Annotated in this window: 20 protein-coding genes; 7 read left to right on the forward strand and 13 right to left on the reverse strand. The window is 67.0% G+C overall.

From position 1 onward, the window contains the following. Window positions 1-24: 24 nt before the first annotated feature. The 4 genes from LDH66_RS01910 to LDH66_RS01925 form a co-directional block, all read right to left on the reverse strand. Window positions 25-384 carry a hypothetical protein gene (locus LDH66_RS01910; protein WP_226479394.1) on the reverse strand — a complete coding sequence of 120 codons (360 nt, stop codon included), beginning with the start codon at window positions 382-384 and terminating at the stop codon, window positions 25-27. Then, entirely contained in the window at window positions 381-521 is a 141-nt protein-coding gene (locus tag LDH66_RS01915) for a hypothetical protein (protein WP_226479395.1), read from the reverse strand. The genes LDH66_RS01910 and LDH66_RS01915 overlap by 4 nt, the downstream gene beginning before the upstream one ends. A 55-nt stretch (window positions 522-576) precedes the next feature. Next, window positions 577-834 carry a hypothetical protein gene (locus LDH66_RS01920; RefSeq protein WP_226479396.1) on the reverse strand — a complete coding sequence of 86 codons (258 nt, stop codon included), beginning with the start codon at window positions 832-834 and terminating at the stop codon, window positions 577-579. A gap of 98 nt (window positions 835-932) precedes the next feature. Continuing rightward, window positions 933-1,745 carry a DUF7124 domain-containing protein gene (locus LDH66_RS01925; RefSeq protein ID WP_226479397.1) on the reverse strand — a complete coding sequence of 271 codons (813 nt, stop codon included), beginning with the start codon at window positions 1,743-1,745 and terminating at the stop codon, window positions 933-935. Window positions 1,746-2,061: 316 nt separating this feature from the next. Between LDH66_RS01925 and LDH66_RS01930 the strand changes: the two genes are divergently transcribed. Together LDH66_RS01930 and LDH66_RS01935 are read left to right on the forward strand one after the other, a co-directional pair. Then, window positions 2,062-2,460: a hypothetical protein gene (locus LDH66_RS01930; protein ID WP_226479398.1), complete on the forward strand. Its 399-nt coding sequence runs from the start codon at window positions 2,062-2,064 to the stop codon at window positions 2,458-2,460. An 86-nt stretch (window positions 2,461-2,546) separates the two neighbouring features. Beyond that, window positions 2,547-3,608 carry a zinc-dependent alcohol dehydrogenase family protein gene (locus LDH66_RS01935; RefSeq protein WP_226479399.1) on the forward strand — a complete coding sequence of 354 codons (1,062 nt, stop codon included), beginning with the start codon at window positions 2,547-2,549 and terminating at the stop codon, window positions 3,606-3,608. 432 nt (window positions 3,609-4,040) lie between these two features. Here LDH66_RS01935 and LDH66_RS01940 read toward each other — a convergent pair whose 3' ends face one another. Continuing rightward, the gene (locus LDH66_RS01940; RefSeq protein ID WP_226479400.1) at window positions 4,041-4,286 is read right to left on the reverse strand and encodes a glutaredoxin family protein; all 246 of its coding nucleotides are present in this window, start codon (window positions 4,284-4,286) and stop codon (window positions 4,041-4,043) included. Between the two features lie 137 nt (window positions 4,287-4,423). On the opposite strand from LDH66_RS01940, the gene LDH66_RS01945 reads away from it, so the two are divergent. Both LDH66_RS01945 and LDH66_RS01950 read left to right on the forward strand, forming a co-directional pair. Further along, complete coding sequence (locus LDH66_RS01945; protein ID WP_226479401.1) at window positions 4,424-5,461, forward strand: Gfo/Idh/MocA family protein; 1,038 nt, start codon at window positions 4,424-4,426, stop codon at window positions 5,459-5,461. A gap of 355 nt (window positions 5,462-5,816) precedes the next feature. Continuing rightward, the gene (locus tag LDH66_RS01950; protein WP_006432768.1) at window positions 5,817-6,032 is read left to right on the forward strand and encodes a hypothetical protein; all 216 of its coding nucleotides are present in this window, start codon (window positions 5,817-5,819) and stop codon (window positions 6,030-6,032) included. Between the two features lie 111 nt (window positions 6,033-6,143). Here the strand turns inward: LDH66_RS01950 and gvpM are convergent, their stop codons facing one another. From gvpM to LDH66_RS01990, 8 genes are all read right to left on the reverse strand, one after another. Continuing rightward, window positions 6,144-6,467 carry a gas vesicle protein GvpM gene (gvpM, locus tag LDH66_RS01955; protein WP_226479402.1) on the reverse strand — a complete coding sequence of 108 codons (324 nt, stop codon included), beginning with the start codon at window positions 6,465-6,467 and terminating at the stop codon, window positions 6,144-6,146. Beyond that, window positions 6,464-7,414 carry a gas vesicle protein GvpL gene (gene gvpL / locus LDH66_RS01960; RefSeq protein WP_226479403.1) on the reverse strand — a complete coding sequence of 317 codons (951 nt, stop codon included), beginning with the start codon at window positions 7,412-7,414 and terminating at the stop codon, window positions 6,464-6,466. Before gvpL ends, gvpM begins: the two co-directional genes overlap by 4 nt. After that, complete coding sequence (locus LDH66_RS01965) at window positions 7,411-7,755, reverse strand: gas vesicle protein K (protein WP_226479404.1); 345 nt, start codon at window positions 7,753-7,755, stop codon at window positions 7,411-7,413. Before LDH66_RS01965 ends, gvpL begins: the two co-directional genes overlap by 4 nt. Next, window positions 7,752-8,372 carry a gas vesicle protein GvpJ gene (gene gvpJ / locus LDH66_RS01970; RefSeq protein WP_226479405.1) on the reverse strand — a complete coding sequence of 207 codons (621 nt, stop codon included), beginning with the start codon at window positions 8,370-8,372 and terminating at the stop codon, window positions 7,752-7,754. Before gvpJ ends, LDH66_RS01965 begins: the two co-directional genes overlap by 4 nt. A 77-nt stretch (window positions 8,373-8,449) precedes the next feature. After that, window positions 8,450-9,493 (reverse strand): hypothetical protein, encoded by a 1,044-nt coding sequence (locus LDH66_RS01975; RefSeq protein WP_226479406.1) that lies wholly within the window; start codon window positions 9,491-9,493, stop codon window positions 8,450-8,452. After that, on the reverse strand, window positions 9,490-10,074 hold the full coding sequence (locus tag LDH66_RS01980) for an Hsp20/alpha crystallin family protein (protein ID WP_226479407.1): 585 nt from the start codon (window positions 10,072-10,074) through the stop codon (window positions 9,490-9,492). The genes LDH66_RS01975 and LDH66_RS01980 overlap by 4 nt, the downstream gene beginning before the upstream one ends. Next, window positions 10,074-10,328 (reverse strand): gas vesicle protein GvpF, encoded by a 255-nt coding sequence (gvpF, locus tag LDH66_RS01985; protein WP_226479408.1) that lies wholly within the window; start codon window positions 10,326-10,328, stop codon window positions 10,074-10,076. Before gvpF ends, LDH66_RS01980 begins: the two co-directional genes overlap by 1 nt. A gap of 2 nt (window positions 10,329-10,330) precedes the next feature. Then, window positions 10,331-10,954, reverse strand: coding sequence for a GvpL/GvpF family gas vesicle protein (locus LDH66_RS01990; RefSeq protein ID WP_226479409.1), 624 nt, complete (start codon window positions 10,952-10,954; stop codon window positions 10,331-10,333). Window positions 10,955-11,337: 383 nt separating this feature from the next. Here LDH66_RS01990 and gvpA point away from each other — a divergent pair, with 383 nt between their 5' ends. Genes gvpA through gvpO form a run of 3 tightly spaced genes read left to right on the forward strand, consistent with a single transcriptional unit; the run spans window position 11,338 to window position 13,257 of the window. Then, the gene (gvpA, locus tag LDH66_RS01995) at window positions 11,338-11,619 is read left to right on the forward strand and encodes a gas vesicle protein GvpA (RefSeq protein WP_264182115.1); all 282 of its coding nucleotides are present in this window, start codon (window positions 11,338-11,340) and stop codon (window positions 11,617-11,619) included. Between the two features lie 6 nt (window positions 11,620-11,625). After that, the gene (gene gvpN / locus LDH66_RS02000; RefSeq protein WP_226479411.1) at window positions 11,626-12,660 is read left to right on the forward strand and encodes a gas vesicle protein GvpN; all 1,035 of its coding nucleotides are present in this window, start codon (window positions 11,626-11,628) and stop codon (window positions 12,658-12,660) included. A 54-nt stretch (window positions 12,661-12,714) separates the two neighbouring features. Further along, window positions 12,715-13,257 carry a gas vesicle protein GvpO, halophile-type gene (gvpO, locus tag LDH66_RS02005; protein ID WP_226479412.1) on the forward strand — a complete coding sequence of 181 codons (543 nt, stop codon included), beginning with the start codon at window positions 12,715-12,717 and terminating at the stop codon, window positions 13,255-13,257. Window positions 13,258-13,303 lie beyond the last annotated feature (46 nt).

Raw genomic sequence — 13,303 nt, forward strand, 5'->3', positions numbered from 1 at the left:
GGCGACGAACCGACGGCGTGCGGTTCAGTAGGGCCGCGGATCGTCCGGGTCCGACGCCGACGCGGACTCGGTTTCGTCGTCGAGGAACGCGCGTGCGAACAGGTCGACGTGCAGTGCCAGCACTGCATCGGGCTCGAGGCCGAACGCCTCGCCCTGTCGCTCGAGATACGCCTCGAGAGCGTCGGTCGGCTCGTGATGGATCTCGCCGTCGGCGGCGTCGACCGCGAACTCGACCTCGTTCGCGCCCGAGACGAGGTGTTCGATCTCGAGGAGGGCCTGCTCGGCCTTCGTCTCCAACGCGTCTTCCTCGTCCATGAGTCGGTCGTCGCCCCACGCCGTCGCGGCCTCGCGAAACCGGTCGCTGACGGAAATCGTGAGGGTCACGGAGACATCCCCTCCCCGTCGAACGCCGGTTTCCAGCGCGTGTGCTCCTCGCAGCTAGCACAGGGACGATACGCCTCGTCGGGCTCGAGGTGGCCGAACCGATTCAGGCGGCCACACCGGGTGCACTCGTAGTACATCGTGTCTCGAAACGTGTCTCGGGTATCGAACGGAACGCCGGGCAGACGCGGGCCGTTACTCGGGGGGCCACTCCTCGGGCGCCGGTTCGGGTTCGCCGAGGGCCCCGAAGGCGGCGATCACGACGCCGAGGAAGATCGCCAGGACGATCAGTCCCATCAGCCCACCGAGACCGTGCCGTCCGACCCAGTCGCCGCCCGCGACGCTCCCCATCGCGTTGACGATCTGGAGGCCGACCAGGACGGTCCAGCCGGCGGCGATCAGGAAGCCGAACGCGAGCAGCGGGTTGTGGTCGATCGCAGTACGGATCCCCATGTGCGTGCCAACAACACGCAGTGTCAAATGACTTCCCGGACCGTTCTCCTGCGCTGACTCTCACGAACGCGGAGACGACGGGACCGACCACCCGACGGCTACGACTCCGCCTTAAGTTCCCACTCCGCTTTCTCGGCCGCCGTCTCGAGCGGCACGAACTCCCAGTCGGCCGCCTCGGCGATCGGTTCGTCCGCGCCCGCGATGCCGACGACGACCATCCGATCGGCGTGAAACATCGAATTCCGGTCGATTTCGGCGAGTCGCTCACCGGGACCCGTCCCCGACCCGTTGAAGAAGTCAGCGTCGATCCCGCGCTCTCGCTGGAACTTCTGGACGACGTGGGCGGGGACGTCGCCGACGATTCCGATCCAGTCGGCCCATCCTCCGGCGTCGCCGAAGACGCGCCGCGGGCGCTCGAGGCGGCGCACGGCCCCGTAGGTGAGCGCCATCGTCATGTCGTCGGTTCCGCCGCCGTGTGGGCCGGACGCCGCGGGCGACTCGGAATCCGATCGAGCGCCCATCGGCCGCGGCGTCTCCGGCGACCCGGTTCCGGCGGACGGCTCGCCGGCTGGGTCGCTGGCGGTTCCACCAGTATCGCCGCCTCGCGCCGGAATGCCGGCCGGGGTTTTCTCGCCCGTTTCGGGAACGTGCGGCGCGGGAGCGCGGGCGGGACTCGAGCCGTCGCCCGCCGCATCGGCGTCGTCGGCCGCGATCTCGGTCTCGGAACCGCCGTTTGCCCCCTCTCCCGTTCGGTCTCGGCCGCCGGCGGAGGCGAACCCCGACGGCGGCGACTCGGATCCCGTCTCGGAACCGCCGCGGGCGTCGTCGCGCCAGACTGGATCGCCGACGGTCCCCTCGTCCTCCTCGTCGGCGTCGGTCTTGAACTCGTCCAGATCGATTCGGTCCGTCATCGCGGGTCACCTCCGCGGTACTCTCGAGACGACCCGGATCGCGATCGGAGCGCCGGGCGGTCGCCCCGACGGAAGCGCGCCGGTTCCTCGCGTGCCATTGACAACCACGTACGGCGCGGGCGACCTTTAACGGTTTCCCGAAATCGTCTCTCTGCGGAAAATATCCCGGTTTGATACCAACAACAGCGGCAAACATGCCGGAAAAGACGTCGTTTCACCGTGCGCAGCGTCCGCTACCGACAAATTCACATAACAGAGCCAGAATAGCTCGATTTCCTGCAAAAATTGCTTCCCCTTCCGTGCGAATCCATCTCGTATGCGGATGGAACTCAGGGTCTGTAAACAGTGCTACGAGGGGACGCACGGAAACGACCGGAAGACGGCGATCACGAGGGACATGGTCGCGTGTGCGGAACGCGTCCGCGAGTACAAGGACCTGATCGGGCTCGACTCGCTGTACATCGCGAAAGTCGAGGAGGGCGACGTCGGCGGCGCGGAGGCGTTACCCGCGATCGTCGCGCGGATCGAGAACGAGCAGGTGACCCTCGCGGACACGCAACTCGTGATGGAAGACGGGGACGGAAACCTGCTCGTCTACCCCGAGCCCGAGGACGTGCTCGAGGTGCTGACGCGGAACATCGACCAGATCAGCGACCAGACGCGCCAGGACGTGACCGTCGAACTCTCGGCGGAAGGGACGGAACTGCTCACGTAACGGGTCGGCACCGAAACCGCTCCGGTCGCTGCTCGCGATCGGAGAGGACCGCCTATATTTTTGTACCTACCATTTAATCATCAACTATGCGAGCCGCCGTACTCGAAGAACATGGGGAACCGCTCTCAGTCGAAGACGTCGACTACCCGGAGCCGAAACCGGACCAGGTCATCGTCGAGACTGAAGCGTGTGGCATCTGTCGCAGCGACTGGCACGCCTGGCAGGGCGACTGGAGCTGGATCGGCGCGGGGGTCCCGGAAGGGCAGATTCTCGGCCACGAGCCCGCGGGCGTCGTTTCGGCGGTCGGCGACGACGTCGAGACGCTCGAGGAGGGCGACCGCGTGGCGGTGCCGTTCCATCTCGGTGACGGGAGCTGTTCTCACTGCCGCGAGGGGCGAGCGAACAACTGCGAGACGGTCATCCCGCTCGGCCTCTCGGAGTTCGCACCGGGCGCGTTCGCGGAGGCCTTCCCCGTCCGCGAGGCGGACTTCAACTGCGTGAAGCTCCCCGACGAAGTCGACTTCGCCGAGATGGCCGGGCTTGGCTGTCGGTTCATGACGGCCTACCACGCGCTGGCCGACCGCGCGAACCTCCGCCCCGGCGACTGGGTCGCCGTCCACGGCTGCGGCGGCGTCGGGCTCTCGGCGATCCACATCGCGGACGCGCTGGGTGCCCATCCGATCGCGATCGACCTCGTCGACGACAAACTCGAGCGCGCCGAGGAACTCGGTGCCCGCGAGACGGTCAACGTGACTGAGGTCGACAGTTCGGCTCAGGCGGTTCAAGAGATCACCGACGGCGGTGCCGACGTCTCCATCGATGCGTTGGGCGTCGCCGATACCTGCCAGAACTCGGTCAACAGCCTCGGCACGCGGGGCAGCCACGTCCAGGTCGGGCTGACGACCGGCGAGGAAGAGGGGCAGATCGAACTCCCCGTCGACGTCATGACGATGCAGGAGATCGACTTCCACGGCTCCTTCGGTATGCCGCTGGTCCGCTACGAGGAACTGTTCAACCTGATCGCACAGGGCACGCTCGAGCCGAGCAAGATCATCGGCGAGACCCTCTCGCTCGAGGAGGCACCGGAGACGCTCGCCTCGATGGACGACTACGAGACCGTCGGCATCCCGGTCATTACGGAGTTCTGAACTGAACCCGCGGCGACGACCGAACGACGGCGGTCGCTCGCCGAATCACCGCTGCGGACATCGAAACCCGCGAGCCACCGCAGACATCGAAACCCGCGGGCCGCCGCTGTTCGGTATCGGTGTCGTGAAACCCGGGCGGGGCGGGAGCCGCCCTGGGCGTGAGAGACATGAGCGTACTCGAGGCGGGGGCGAGTCCACGTCGAGCGATCCGGGCATGAACGCACGCAATCGGCTGGTCAGCGCATCGAGTGGGCCGAGCGCGTACCCGGCGGGGCCTTTCCTCCCCGCGGGTTGGCCAATGCAAGCCCCAAGTATTGTTATGCGGCCGTTTGGGCACCGGTAGCGACTCCGAACCGTCGACAGGGCCCGTCTACTCCGCCCGTAGCCCCGCGCTATGGCGGGTGATCGGTACGACTCGCGCCGAATCGGTTCTCAGGCGAGCGTCCGGTCGACGTACTCGAGAATGTTTTCGGACTCCGCCATCGTCACGCCGCGCTCGTCGTCGACGAGCACGGGGACGGCCCGCTGTCCCGATACTCGCTTGACCTCGTCCCGGCCCGAGTGGAGCGCCGGGACCTCCTCGCGTTCATACTCGATGTCTTCCGCGTCGAGGCGCTCGGTGACGGCCTCGCAGTACGGGCAGCCCTCGAGAACGTACATCGTGATGTCGGTCGCCATACCGTCACTTCCCGGTGCAGACGGAAAGCGCTAGCGGCGCTGGGGACGGCGCGCTGGACCCGATGGCGGGACGATCGACCGGGCGCCTTGCCTGCGACGCCGCCAGAGGGATGACGCTGGCGAGCGTTCGGGCCCGTATGAGCGACGGCGCTTCGCAACGCCCGATTCGGCTCGGTATCGTCGGCCTCGGTTACATCGGAACGACCGTCGGCGGCCAACTCCACCGCCACCCGGACGCGACCGTCCGGGCGGTCTGCGATCTCGACGCGGACCGACTCGCACAGGTCGGCCGGGAGTTCGACGTTCCCGACGACCGTCGGTACGCCGAGTACTCGGCGATGCTCGCGGACGGCTCTCTCGACGCGGTCCTGATCGGTACCCCCCACACGCTCCACTACGAGCAGGTCGTCGCCGCCCTCGAGCGGGACTGCCACGTCTACTGCGACAAGCCGCTGACGACCGACCTCGAGCGGGCGCGCGACCTCGCGGAGCGGGCCGAGCGGAGCGACCGGACCGTGATGGTCGGCTACCAGCGCCACCTCCAGTCGGCGTTTCGAACCGCCCGCGAGCGGTTCGTCGACCGCGAACCGACGTGGCTGACCGCCTCGATCACGCAGGACTGGATCGACGACTCGCGAGGGACCTGGCGGCTCGATCCCGACCTGTCGGGCGGCGGCTTCCTCTACGATACTGGGAGTCACGTCCTCGACGGCGTGCTCTGGACGACCGGCCTCGAGCCCGAGTCCGTCGCCGCGAGCATGGACTTCTACGACGACGAGCGGCGCGTCGATCGACGCGCCCACCTCGACATCGAGTTCGCGAACGGCGCGAGCGGGACGGTCTCCGTCCACGGCGACGCGCCGTCGGTTCGCGAGCATATCCACCTCTGGGACGACGAGGGGGCGGTCTACCTCGAGGGAACGCAGTGGGGGTCGCGAACCGTCCGCGAGATCGATGCCGACGCCGGGGAGTACGCCCCCTACGTCGACCCCCGCGGCGAACAGTCCCGCGCCGACGCCTTCCTCGAGAGCATCAGGGAGGGCAGCGAGCCGCCGGCGACGGTCCGAGACGCGCTCCGGGTAACGGCGCTGACCGAGGCGGCCTACGAGTCGGCGAGGACGGGAGACCGGATCGCCATCGATCTCTTGGAGGGCACCCTCGAGGGAGAGGATTGATAGCGAGGATCGGGCGCCGGTCGGGCGCCGGTTGGGCGCCAATTCATCGGTCACCGCCGAGTAGCGAGACCCCGGGAAACCCCGAGAAACGCCTCTCGGTAATCGTCTCATTTCATCGAGAAAGACGGTTTTTCGACGGGCGAATCGGTTCGCGAATCGCTGTCATCTATCCCGATCCTGTCCGGCGATTATGTGGTTATTACTCGCGTTCAGCCCGGCTCGAACGACGGCGAGCGTCGGGCGGGTCCGCCCGGGCCTGCGTCGCCGACTACTACCCGGGTAAGAACGTGATAGTCAGCCGGCCCTTTCGGTTACAAGCCGGATAACTACAACCGGTGACGGCTATCGAACGGGTATGATCACCTGCACTAACTGCGAGACCGCTCAGTTCCTGCAGATAACGCAGAGCCGCGTCTACTTCGAGGACGGGGAGATGATCAACGAGATCTCCGAGACCTACGAGTGTACCCTCTGCGGCGGGACCGGCCAGTACGTCTACGACGACGATAGCGACGAGGAGACCGTCACCGGCGACGTCGAACACACGACCGAACGCCCGAAGTACGCCTGATCGGCGGCCCCCGTATGGGGGCGCAGTCGATAGCGGTCGCTGTACAGCCTCGGTTCCCGGAGCGCGTCTCGTTTCTCGGCCTTGCTCTCTCCTCGAGCGCGAATCGCGCCGTCACTCCTCCGTTTCCTCCCGATCCGGTCGGTCCTCGTGCGAACTGCCGACGCCGATTTCGCTCAGTTCCGCGGGCTCCGAGTCCGGTTCGGAGTCGTGGTACAGGCGGCGTCCGGCGGCCGCCTTCCGGCGGTGGGCGTCCCACTCTTCGAAGAGGCCGTACTCGTTCATCGTTTCCATCCCGGCGATCGCCGCCGTGAGCTTGATACCCACCAACGGGATGTCCGCGACCGAGACGATCACGTCCGCGCGCAGGACCGCGCCGTCCCTGAGCAACACGTCGAGGACGTCGACGAGCCCCTCGTCGTCCTTTCGCGGCCTCATGGTCGTGGGTTCGCGTGATCGGTCGCTGATTCGTTTCCGTCGCCGTCACCGCCCAGCTCCGGCGCGAAGGTGTACGGCGGCCACGGGCCGGTGAACCTGACCTCGAGCCCCTCGTTCGCCGCCACGTCGTCGAGGATCGACCCGATCGCCTCCTCGTCGTCCTCGTGAGCCAACAGCGTGAGCCGGCAGAGGGTCTCGCCGTCGTCGGTCTCTGCGTCGTCGCTCGAGTCCGAACCGCCCGCCACGTCGTCGGAGAGTTTCGCGCTCGGCGATCGCTCGAGGGCGTGGACTTCCCGCGCTTCGGCGGCCAGTCGCTCCTCAAGGTCGGCGGTGAGCGACTCTCGGCGGGCGGCCCGGAGCTCCCGCAGTCGCTGGTCGAATCGCTTCTCGAGTAGGAAGGCCGTCCCCTCCCCGGAGTCGTCGATCTGCTCGTCGAGTTCGCGCAGCCGCTCGTCGCGCTCGATCAGCGCCTCGTCGCTGATCGGGTCGACCTCGACGACCTCGACGCGGTACTCCCAGTGGTCGGCGAGTCCGGAGAGGGCCCGCTCGAGGGTGTCGGATTCCTCGCGGAGCCACTCGCGGACGCCGTCGTCGTCGCCCCGGAGGATCGTGTCGAACTGGAACGGGATCGGCGTCCCGAAGGCCTGGCCCGCCTCGTCGACGACCGTCTGGTGGCGGACGAGCCAGCGCCTGATCTGGGCGAGATCCGCCGAGTCGTAGATGCCGTCGCAGGCGTGAACGACCGCACCGATGCCGTCCTCGACGACGACCGAGACGGGTTCGCCGTCGACGCCGGCTATCTCGAGGTCGGCGTCCTCGTCGGCCGGGACGATACAGTAGAGGTACCGCCCCTCGTCGATGTCCGGCGTCTCGCCCGCCTCACCGGTCGACTGCTCGTCGAGGTCCTCGAGGCGCTCGGCGGGAGCATCTGACTCGTTTTCGCTCACGCGTCCTCACCCCCGAACACGGAGTAGCCCGGCTCGTTCGTGGCCGTCGGCTCGCCGTGGAGCTGTTCGATCGCGTCGTTGACCAGCCCGTCCAGATCGCCCCGGAGATCGTCGACGCCGTCCTCGATCCCCTCGTCTCGTTTGAGCCGTTCGATCTCGGCCTCGATCGTCGCGAGCTGATTGCCCAGCCGTTCGATCTCCTCGTCCGAGAGGTTCCCCGACTCCATGCGGCGGACTGCCTCCCGCTCGAGGGCCTCGATCAGGATCTCGACGACGGCGATGACCAGCGTCATCAGCCCGTCGCGCGCGTCCTCGCCGTCGCCGACGTCGATCGCCGTCACGACTCGTCACCCTCCGAGTCCGCCGCTGGCTCTGCTTCCGGCGCGGCCTCGTCCGCCGCGGATTCCTCGTCGCTCGATTCCGTCTCGTCCTCGCTCGAGGCCGCGTCCGAGTCGCCGCTCGAATCCGCGCTCGACTCCGAGTCGTCGCTGAGCAGGTCGAACCCGCCGCTGGTCGGCCGTTCCGGGTTCGGTCTGGCACCGAGGCGTTCGCTCACCAGTTCCTCGTCGCCGACGGCCAGCTCGCTCTCGCTCGACTCGCCGCTATCGCCGTCGCTTTCGCCGTCGGTCCGTTCCCCGCCGTCCGCGTCCTCGTCCGCGGTGGCGTTGACGCCGCGCGTGGGATCGATCACCGGGTTCGGCCGGTCCATCTCCGCGAGTTCGGGCTCGCCGGCCGCCTCGGCGACGCGGCGCATGTCCGTCCCCTCGGGGAACTCGAGGCCGTACTTGGCCGCCGTCTCGAAGGAGGCAATTGCGGCTCGGACCTGGACGCCAAGCAGTTGGGTGTCGCCGATCGAGACGGCGATGTCGGCGTTGATGACGATCCCCTTGTCCAGCAGCATCTCGACGACCTCGGCGAGGTCGGCCTTCTGGCGGCTGGGCTGGAAGTCATCGGGCATCGCGATCACCTCCGACGAGGGGCGGCCGCGGGTCGGTCGTTCGCACCGCACAGCCGGTCGGTCGCTGCAGTGGTGGGTCAGTCATTGGTGTTCCTCCGGGTCTCGGTGTCGTCGGTTCGCCGCTGTCGCTCTTCCGCTGTCGCGTCGTCGTCGGTCCGCCGTTGACGCTGTTCCGTCGTCGTGTCGTCGTTCTGCCTCCGCTGTCGTTCGTTCCGCCGCTGTCGTTCTCGTTCGATCTCGAACCGCCGGCCGTAGATCCGCTTCCGCGTGGGTGCCGTCGAGAGCTTCACGCTCTGTGGCACCGTCGAGTAGCGGGCGCCGCCGCCGAGGTCGTTCCGCTCGGTGGGCATCGTCGCCGCCGCCGTCGGGTTCCGCGAGTTCGTACTCGTGTCCTGCCGACGCATCTTCTCGCGGTTGAACTCGTAGAGTCGCTCGAACTTCTCGTGGGTCTCGAGCAGCGCCGCCCGGAACGAATCGATCCCCCGCATCGCCTGCTGCTGGATGGCGGCCTGGTAGGCCTCGGGGTCCTCGGCGACGTCGATGTCGCCCAGCGCTTCCTTCGCCGCGGAGCCGGCGTCCATCCCGGTGTCGAGAACGCCGTCCTCGTCGTCTCCGAGCAGTCCGTCGCCGTCACCGTCGTCGCCGTTCGCGACGTCCGACACCGCGTCTTCGATCATCCCGGCGTCGTCGCCGTCCTCGAGGGCGTCCAGGGCGTCGTCCAGTTCGCGTTTGTTCTCCCAGAGGTCGGTCAGATCCGCGGCGTTCCAGGCGTTCAGCAGGTCGATCGCGTCGAACAGTTCCGTGAAGTCGACCAGTTCGGTGACGCCGTGGTCCTCGTCCGTCAGCACGTCTGGGATCTCGCCGAGTTCGATCGCGTCGAGGAGTTCGTCCCCGTCGATCGCGTCCGGCAGTTCGCTCAGATCCATCGCCTCGAGCAGTTCGCCGACCTCTTCGGCGACCCGCACGAGGTTGTCGAGGTCGCCGACGACCGTCTCGAGGGTGTCGTCGTTGAGGTCGTCGATCGCCTCGCTGTCGCCCAGCGTCTCCTCGAGCCGGCCGAGGCTCTCGGTCGCGTCCTCGAGCAGCGTTTCGAACGCGTCTTCGGACTCGGCGTCGCTCATTCGTTCTCCTCCGGCGCGTCGCTATCCCCACCCCCCGCGGGATCGGGGGAGAGCCGGACGGTGAGCACCCCGTTCTTGATCGTCGCTCTCGAGTCCGGCTCCTGCCAGGGGGCCTCGATGCGATCCAGTTCGGATCCCTCGACGGCGATGACGAGCATCGAGTCGTCGAAGCCGACCGTGACCTCGTCCGGATCGGCACCGGCGACGTCGACGGTGACGATCAGTTCGTCGTCGTAGGTTCGGGTCGCCACGTTGTGTTCGCTCGAGGGCCCCGACGATCGGACGCGGCGCTTCCGCGATCGATCGCCGTCCCTGCCCTGCGACCCGTCGCCGCCGAACCGCTCCCGATCGAGCGGCGAGTCGTCCGCGAGATCGTCGACCGATCGGATCGAGATGTCGTAATCGAAGACCGACCGATCGCTCCGTCGCCGTCCCGAGGTCGACGTCGGACCGCTCTCGAGCGATTCCAACGCGGACAGCAGGCTCGAGAGCCAGTGGTCGCTCTCGTCGGTGAACCGATCGTCGGTGCTGTGGTCATCGTCCGATTCGTCGCGGTCGTCGTGCGGGGCACTGTCGCTCATTATCGTTTCACCTCTACGCGGCCGCTCGAGAGCCGTTCGTGAACCTCGCGGGCGGTCTCGAGCTCCGCCTCGAGTTCTTCCTTGCGGCGCCGGTACTCCGACTCGGAGCGCTCGCCGAGTTCGTACAGCAGCTGGTTCTCTTTGAGTTCGTCCTCGATCGCCTCCACGTCGTACATCTCGTCGAGCGCGATCGAGTGAAGCGCGTCGACGATGCCGACGAACGGCCGAAACAGGAGGTCATCGAGGATGAACATGGTTACTGTTGGGCTCCGATTTTCACGTCGACGAAGCTGTAGGGGGCGAACGGCCCGGTGTACTGGACCATGAGGTCGTCGTGCTCGTCCTCGAAGTCGGCGACCGCCTCGTCGAACGCCTCGCGCTCGTCCTCGTCGACGAGATACGAGCGGTTGAGCACGAGTCGATCGCTGAACAGGTCGTTCTCGACGGACTGTGCGGCGATCGGGTCGAAGCGGTCCGCGACCTCGGCCTCGAGCGCCTCCCGGTCGATCTCGGCGTCTTCCTCGCGAACGAGTTTGAGGCCGAGTTCGATCTTCCCCTCGATGTCGTTCATCGCGCGTCGGAACGCCGGTCGCGCCCCGCGCAGGACGTTCTTCAGCTCTCGGTCGCCCTCGAAGGCCATGCCGAACTGCATGGGAACGATCGTCGTTCCGCCGTCGTACTCCATGATCTCCCGGAGGACCTCGTCGTGGATCTGGGCGTCCTCGTCGGTCTCCTCGGGGTCGGTCGTGTCGATATCGGAGACGACGGCACCGAGCCGCCGATGGGAGATCGTGTAGACGCGCTCGGCACCGGCGACGGCCTCGGTCTCGAACTCGACGGTGTCGGACTCGACGACGCCGTAGACGTACCGGTTACTCATCGGGAATCACCCGCTGGATAGTCATGACGTGGTCGTACCTCCCTCGCACTCATTAGTCGCCGCCCGTTACGAATCCGTAGCCGAGACCCACGGGTCGATAAACGCGTGCGTAATTCGTCGTCTCGAGCGATGATGGGGCGGCTGAATGACATGAGTGTCGATAACGGTGCTCTCAACGACCGACGCTGGCCGCCGGAGCGCACTCGAGTATCGTCACAGACGATTGGTCGCGCCGGCGGGTTATCGTAGTGCTTGCAGTCGCAGCCCGTCGTCTCGTTTGTGCCGTAACGCTCCCCTGACGGCAGTAACGACGGTCGCGGCCCGCTCTGCTTGCAATAGCAGCGCGAGCCGTGTTACGAGCAGACGCTCAAACAGGAGTGTCTATGGCACAACGAACACCGAATTCCTCGAGCCTGGCAGAAGTACTCGACCGCGTCCTCGACAAGGGCGTCGTCATCGACGTCTGGGCGCGAATCTCGGTCGTCGGAATCGAGTTGCTGACGATCGAAGCCCGCGTCGTCGTCGCCTCGGTCGACACCTTCCTGCACTACGCGGAGGAGATCGCGAAAATTGAGCAGGCCACGGCGGAGGGCGACCTCGACGAACTCGAGGAACTCGAGGTCGAGCCGCGTCCCGAATCGTCACCGAAGTCGACCTCGCAGTAACTCCCAATGGCCGACGAGACTTCGCGCAAGCGCAAGGTCCGTGGCAGGAAGATCACAGCCGATCGCGAGCAGAAGGAGGGTCGCAGAGCGAAGAAAAAGCTCGCGCGAAGGGCACCGAGCGACGGCGACCGAAACGGCGACAGTCCTCTCTCCGATCCGGCGGACATCGTCCCCGAGCCGTTCGTCGAGACGGACGCCGTCGAATCGCTTCGGGGCCGGATCAACGGCTGGCTCGAAGCGGATCAGCCGGTGCACCTGATCGGGCCGACGGGCTGTGGGAAGACGGCCCTCGCGCTGTCGGCCGCTGCCGAACGCGACCGGCCGGTCGTCTGGCTCAACGGTGACGAAGCGATCGACACCGCCGCGCTCGTCGGCTCCCACGCCGGCGGCGAACGCTACGAGGAGAACGACCAGTTCGTCAGCGGGGTCAGCAAGAAGACCGAGATCGTCCGCGAACGCTGGGTCGACAACCCGCTGTCGGTCGCAGTCCGAGAGGGCGCGACGCTCGTCTACAACGAGTTCTCGCGCAGCGATCCCGCCGCCCACAACGTGCTCCTCTCGGTCTTCGAGGAGGGCGTCCTCGAGCGACCGGGCAAGCGCGGCGAGGATCGGACGATCGACGTCCACCCCGAATTTCGGGCGATCTTCACGTCGAACGACGTGGAGTACGCCGGCGTCCACGAGCAACAGGACGCGCTGCTCGACCGGTTCATCGGCGTCCACGTCGACTACTACGACGCGGAGACCGAACGTGAAATCGTCGACGCACACGTCGACCTCTCCGCGGACGACATCGCGTCCGTCGTCGAGACGACGCGGGCGCTCCGCGACGAACTCGAGATCGTCGTCGGCACGCGCGCGGCGATCACCGCCGCGAAGGGACTGACAGTCTTCGACGGCCACGCCGACTCCGAGGAGGACGGCGAGTTCGACGACGAGATGGTGACGAACGTCTTCACGGACGTGCTCGCCCCGAAGATCGCCGGCGAAGACGGCGGCGACATCGACGATCTGCGATCGCAGATCAACGAAACGGTTTAACCACACGGAGGCGATCCCACCGGGACGACCCACGACCGAACCGAATCCAGACCAATGGCCGAAGCCGACACGCAATCACAGGAGCAGTGCAAGGCTCTCACCGCGGACGGCGAGCGCTGCTCACGGCCGGCCCGAGACGACGGCTTCTGCTACCAACACGACGAGAGTGATCCAACAGTGAGCGACAGTCAGACAGCCCAAGAGGAAGAACAGGCCGACGAACAGGCCGAGGACGAGGTCGACCAGCCGCAGTCGCGCGGGACGACGACCATGACCGCGGAGGAGGTGACCGATCCCGACGAGGTCGAGAAGGACGTCGACATCGAGCAGGACGAAATCGCGGGCATTCTAGCGATCCGACAGACCGTCCAGTCGACCGCCGGCCAACTCATCGGTCACGAGTTCGACGGCGTCAGCGAGATCTCGCCGACCGACGACGGCTGGCGCGCCGTCGTCGAGGTCGTCGAACGCCGCGCCGTCCCCGACACGCAAGACATCATCGGCCGCTACGAAATCGAACTCGACACCGAGGCGACCGTCCACGGCTACCGCCGACTCGACCGCTACCGCCGCGGCGACACCACCGAGTTCGAGTAACGAAGTCGCGCTCGAGCGCCGGTTCGAGCCGGGGCCGAGATGCCGC

Source organism: Natrinema amylolyticum (assembly GCF_020515625.1).
Taxonomy (GTDB): Archaea; Halobacteriota; Halobacteria; order Halobacteriales; family Natrialbaceae; genus Natrinema; species Natrinema amylolyticum.

What these genes read in the sequence shown, in the direction of transcription:
- LDH66_RS01980 (WP_226479407.1), bottom strand. Translation starts at nt 10,074, where the DNA reads ATGAGCGACAGTGCCCCGCACGACGACCGCGACGAATCGGACGATGAC.
- LDH66_RS01915 (WP_226479395.1), bottom strand. Translation starts at nt 521, where the DNA reads ATGTACTACGAGTGCACCCGGTGTGGCCGCCTGAATCGGTTCGGCCAC.
- LDH66_RS01990 (WP_226479409.1), bottom strand. Translation starts at nt 10,954, where the DNA reads ATGAGTAACCGGTACGTCTACGGCGTCGTCGAGTCCGACACCGTCGAG.
- gvpA (WP_264182115.1), top strand. Translation starts at nt 11,338, where the DNA reads ATGGCACAACGAACACCGAATTCCTCGAGCCTGGCAGAAGTACTCGAC.
- gvpM (WP_226479402.1), bottom strand. Translation starts at nt 6,467, where the DNA reads ATGAGGCCGCGAAAGGACGACGAGGGGCTCGTCGACGTCCTCGACGTG.
- LDH66_RS01945 (WP_226479401.1), top strand. Translation starts at nt 4,424, where the DNA reads ATGAGCGACGGCGCTTCGCAACGCCCGATTCGGCTCGGTATCGTCGGC.
- gvpJ (WP_226479405.1), bottom strand. Translation starts at nt 8,372, where the DNA reads ATGCCCGATGACTTCCAGCCCAGCCGCCAGAAGGCCGACCTCGCCGAG.
- LDH66_RS01950 (WP_006432768.1), top strand. Translation starts at nt 5,817, where the DNA reads ATGATCACCTGCACTAACTGCGAGACCGCTCAGTTCCTGCAGATAACG.
- LDH66_RS01925 (WP_226479397.1), bottom strand. Translation starts at nt 1,745, where the DNA reads ATGACGGACCGAATCGATCTGGACGAGTTCAAGACCGACGCCGACGAG.
- gvpO (WP_226479412.1), top strand. Translation starts at nt 12,715, where the DNA reads ATGGCCGAAGCCGACACGCAATCACAGGAGCAGTGCAAGGCTCTCACC.
- gvpN (WP_226479411.1), top strand. Translation starts at nt 11,626, where the DNA reads ATGGCCGACGAGACTTCGCGCAAGCGCAAGGTCCGTGGCAGGAAGATC.
- gvpF (WP_226479408.1), bottom strand. Translation starts at nt 10,328, where the DNA reads ATGTTCATCCTCGATGACCTCCTGTTTCGGCCGTTCGTCGGCATCGTC.
- LDH66_RS01935 (WP_226479399.1), top strand. Translation starts at nt 2,547, where the DNA reads ATGCGAGCCGCCGTACTCGAAGAACATGGGGAACCGCTCTCAGTCGAA.
- LDH66_RS01940 (WP_226479400.1), bottom strand. Translation starts at nt 4,286, where the DNA reads ATGGCGACCGACATCACGATGTACGTTCTCGAGGGCTGCCCGTACTGC.
- LDH66_RS01920 (WP_226479396.1), bottom strand. Translation starts at nt 834, where the DNA reads ATGGGGATCCGTACTGCGATCGACCACAACCCGCTGCTCGCGTTCGGC.
- LDH66_RS01930 (WP_226479398.1), top strand. Translation starts at nt 2,062, where the DNA reads ATGCGGATGGAACTCAGGGTCTGTAAACAGTGCTACGAGGGGACGCAC.
- LDH66_RS01975 (WP_226479406.1), bottom strand. Translation starts at nt 9,493, where the DNA reads ATGAGCGACGCCGAGTCCGAAGACGCGTTCGAAACGCTGCTCGAGGAC.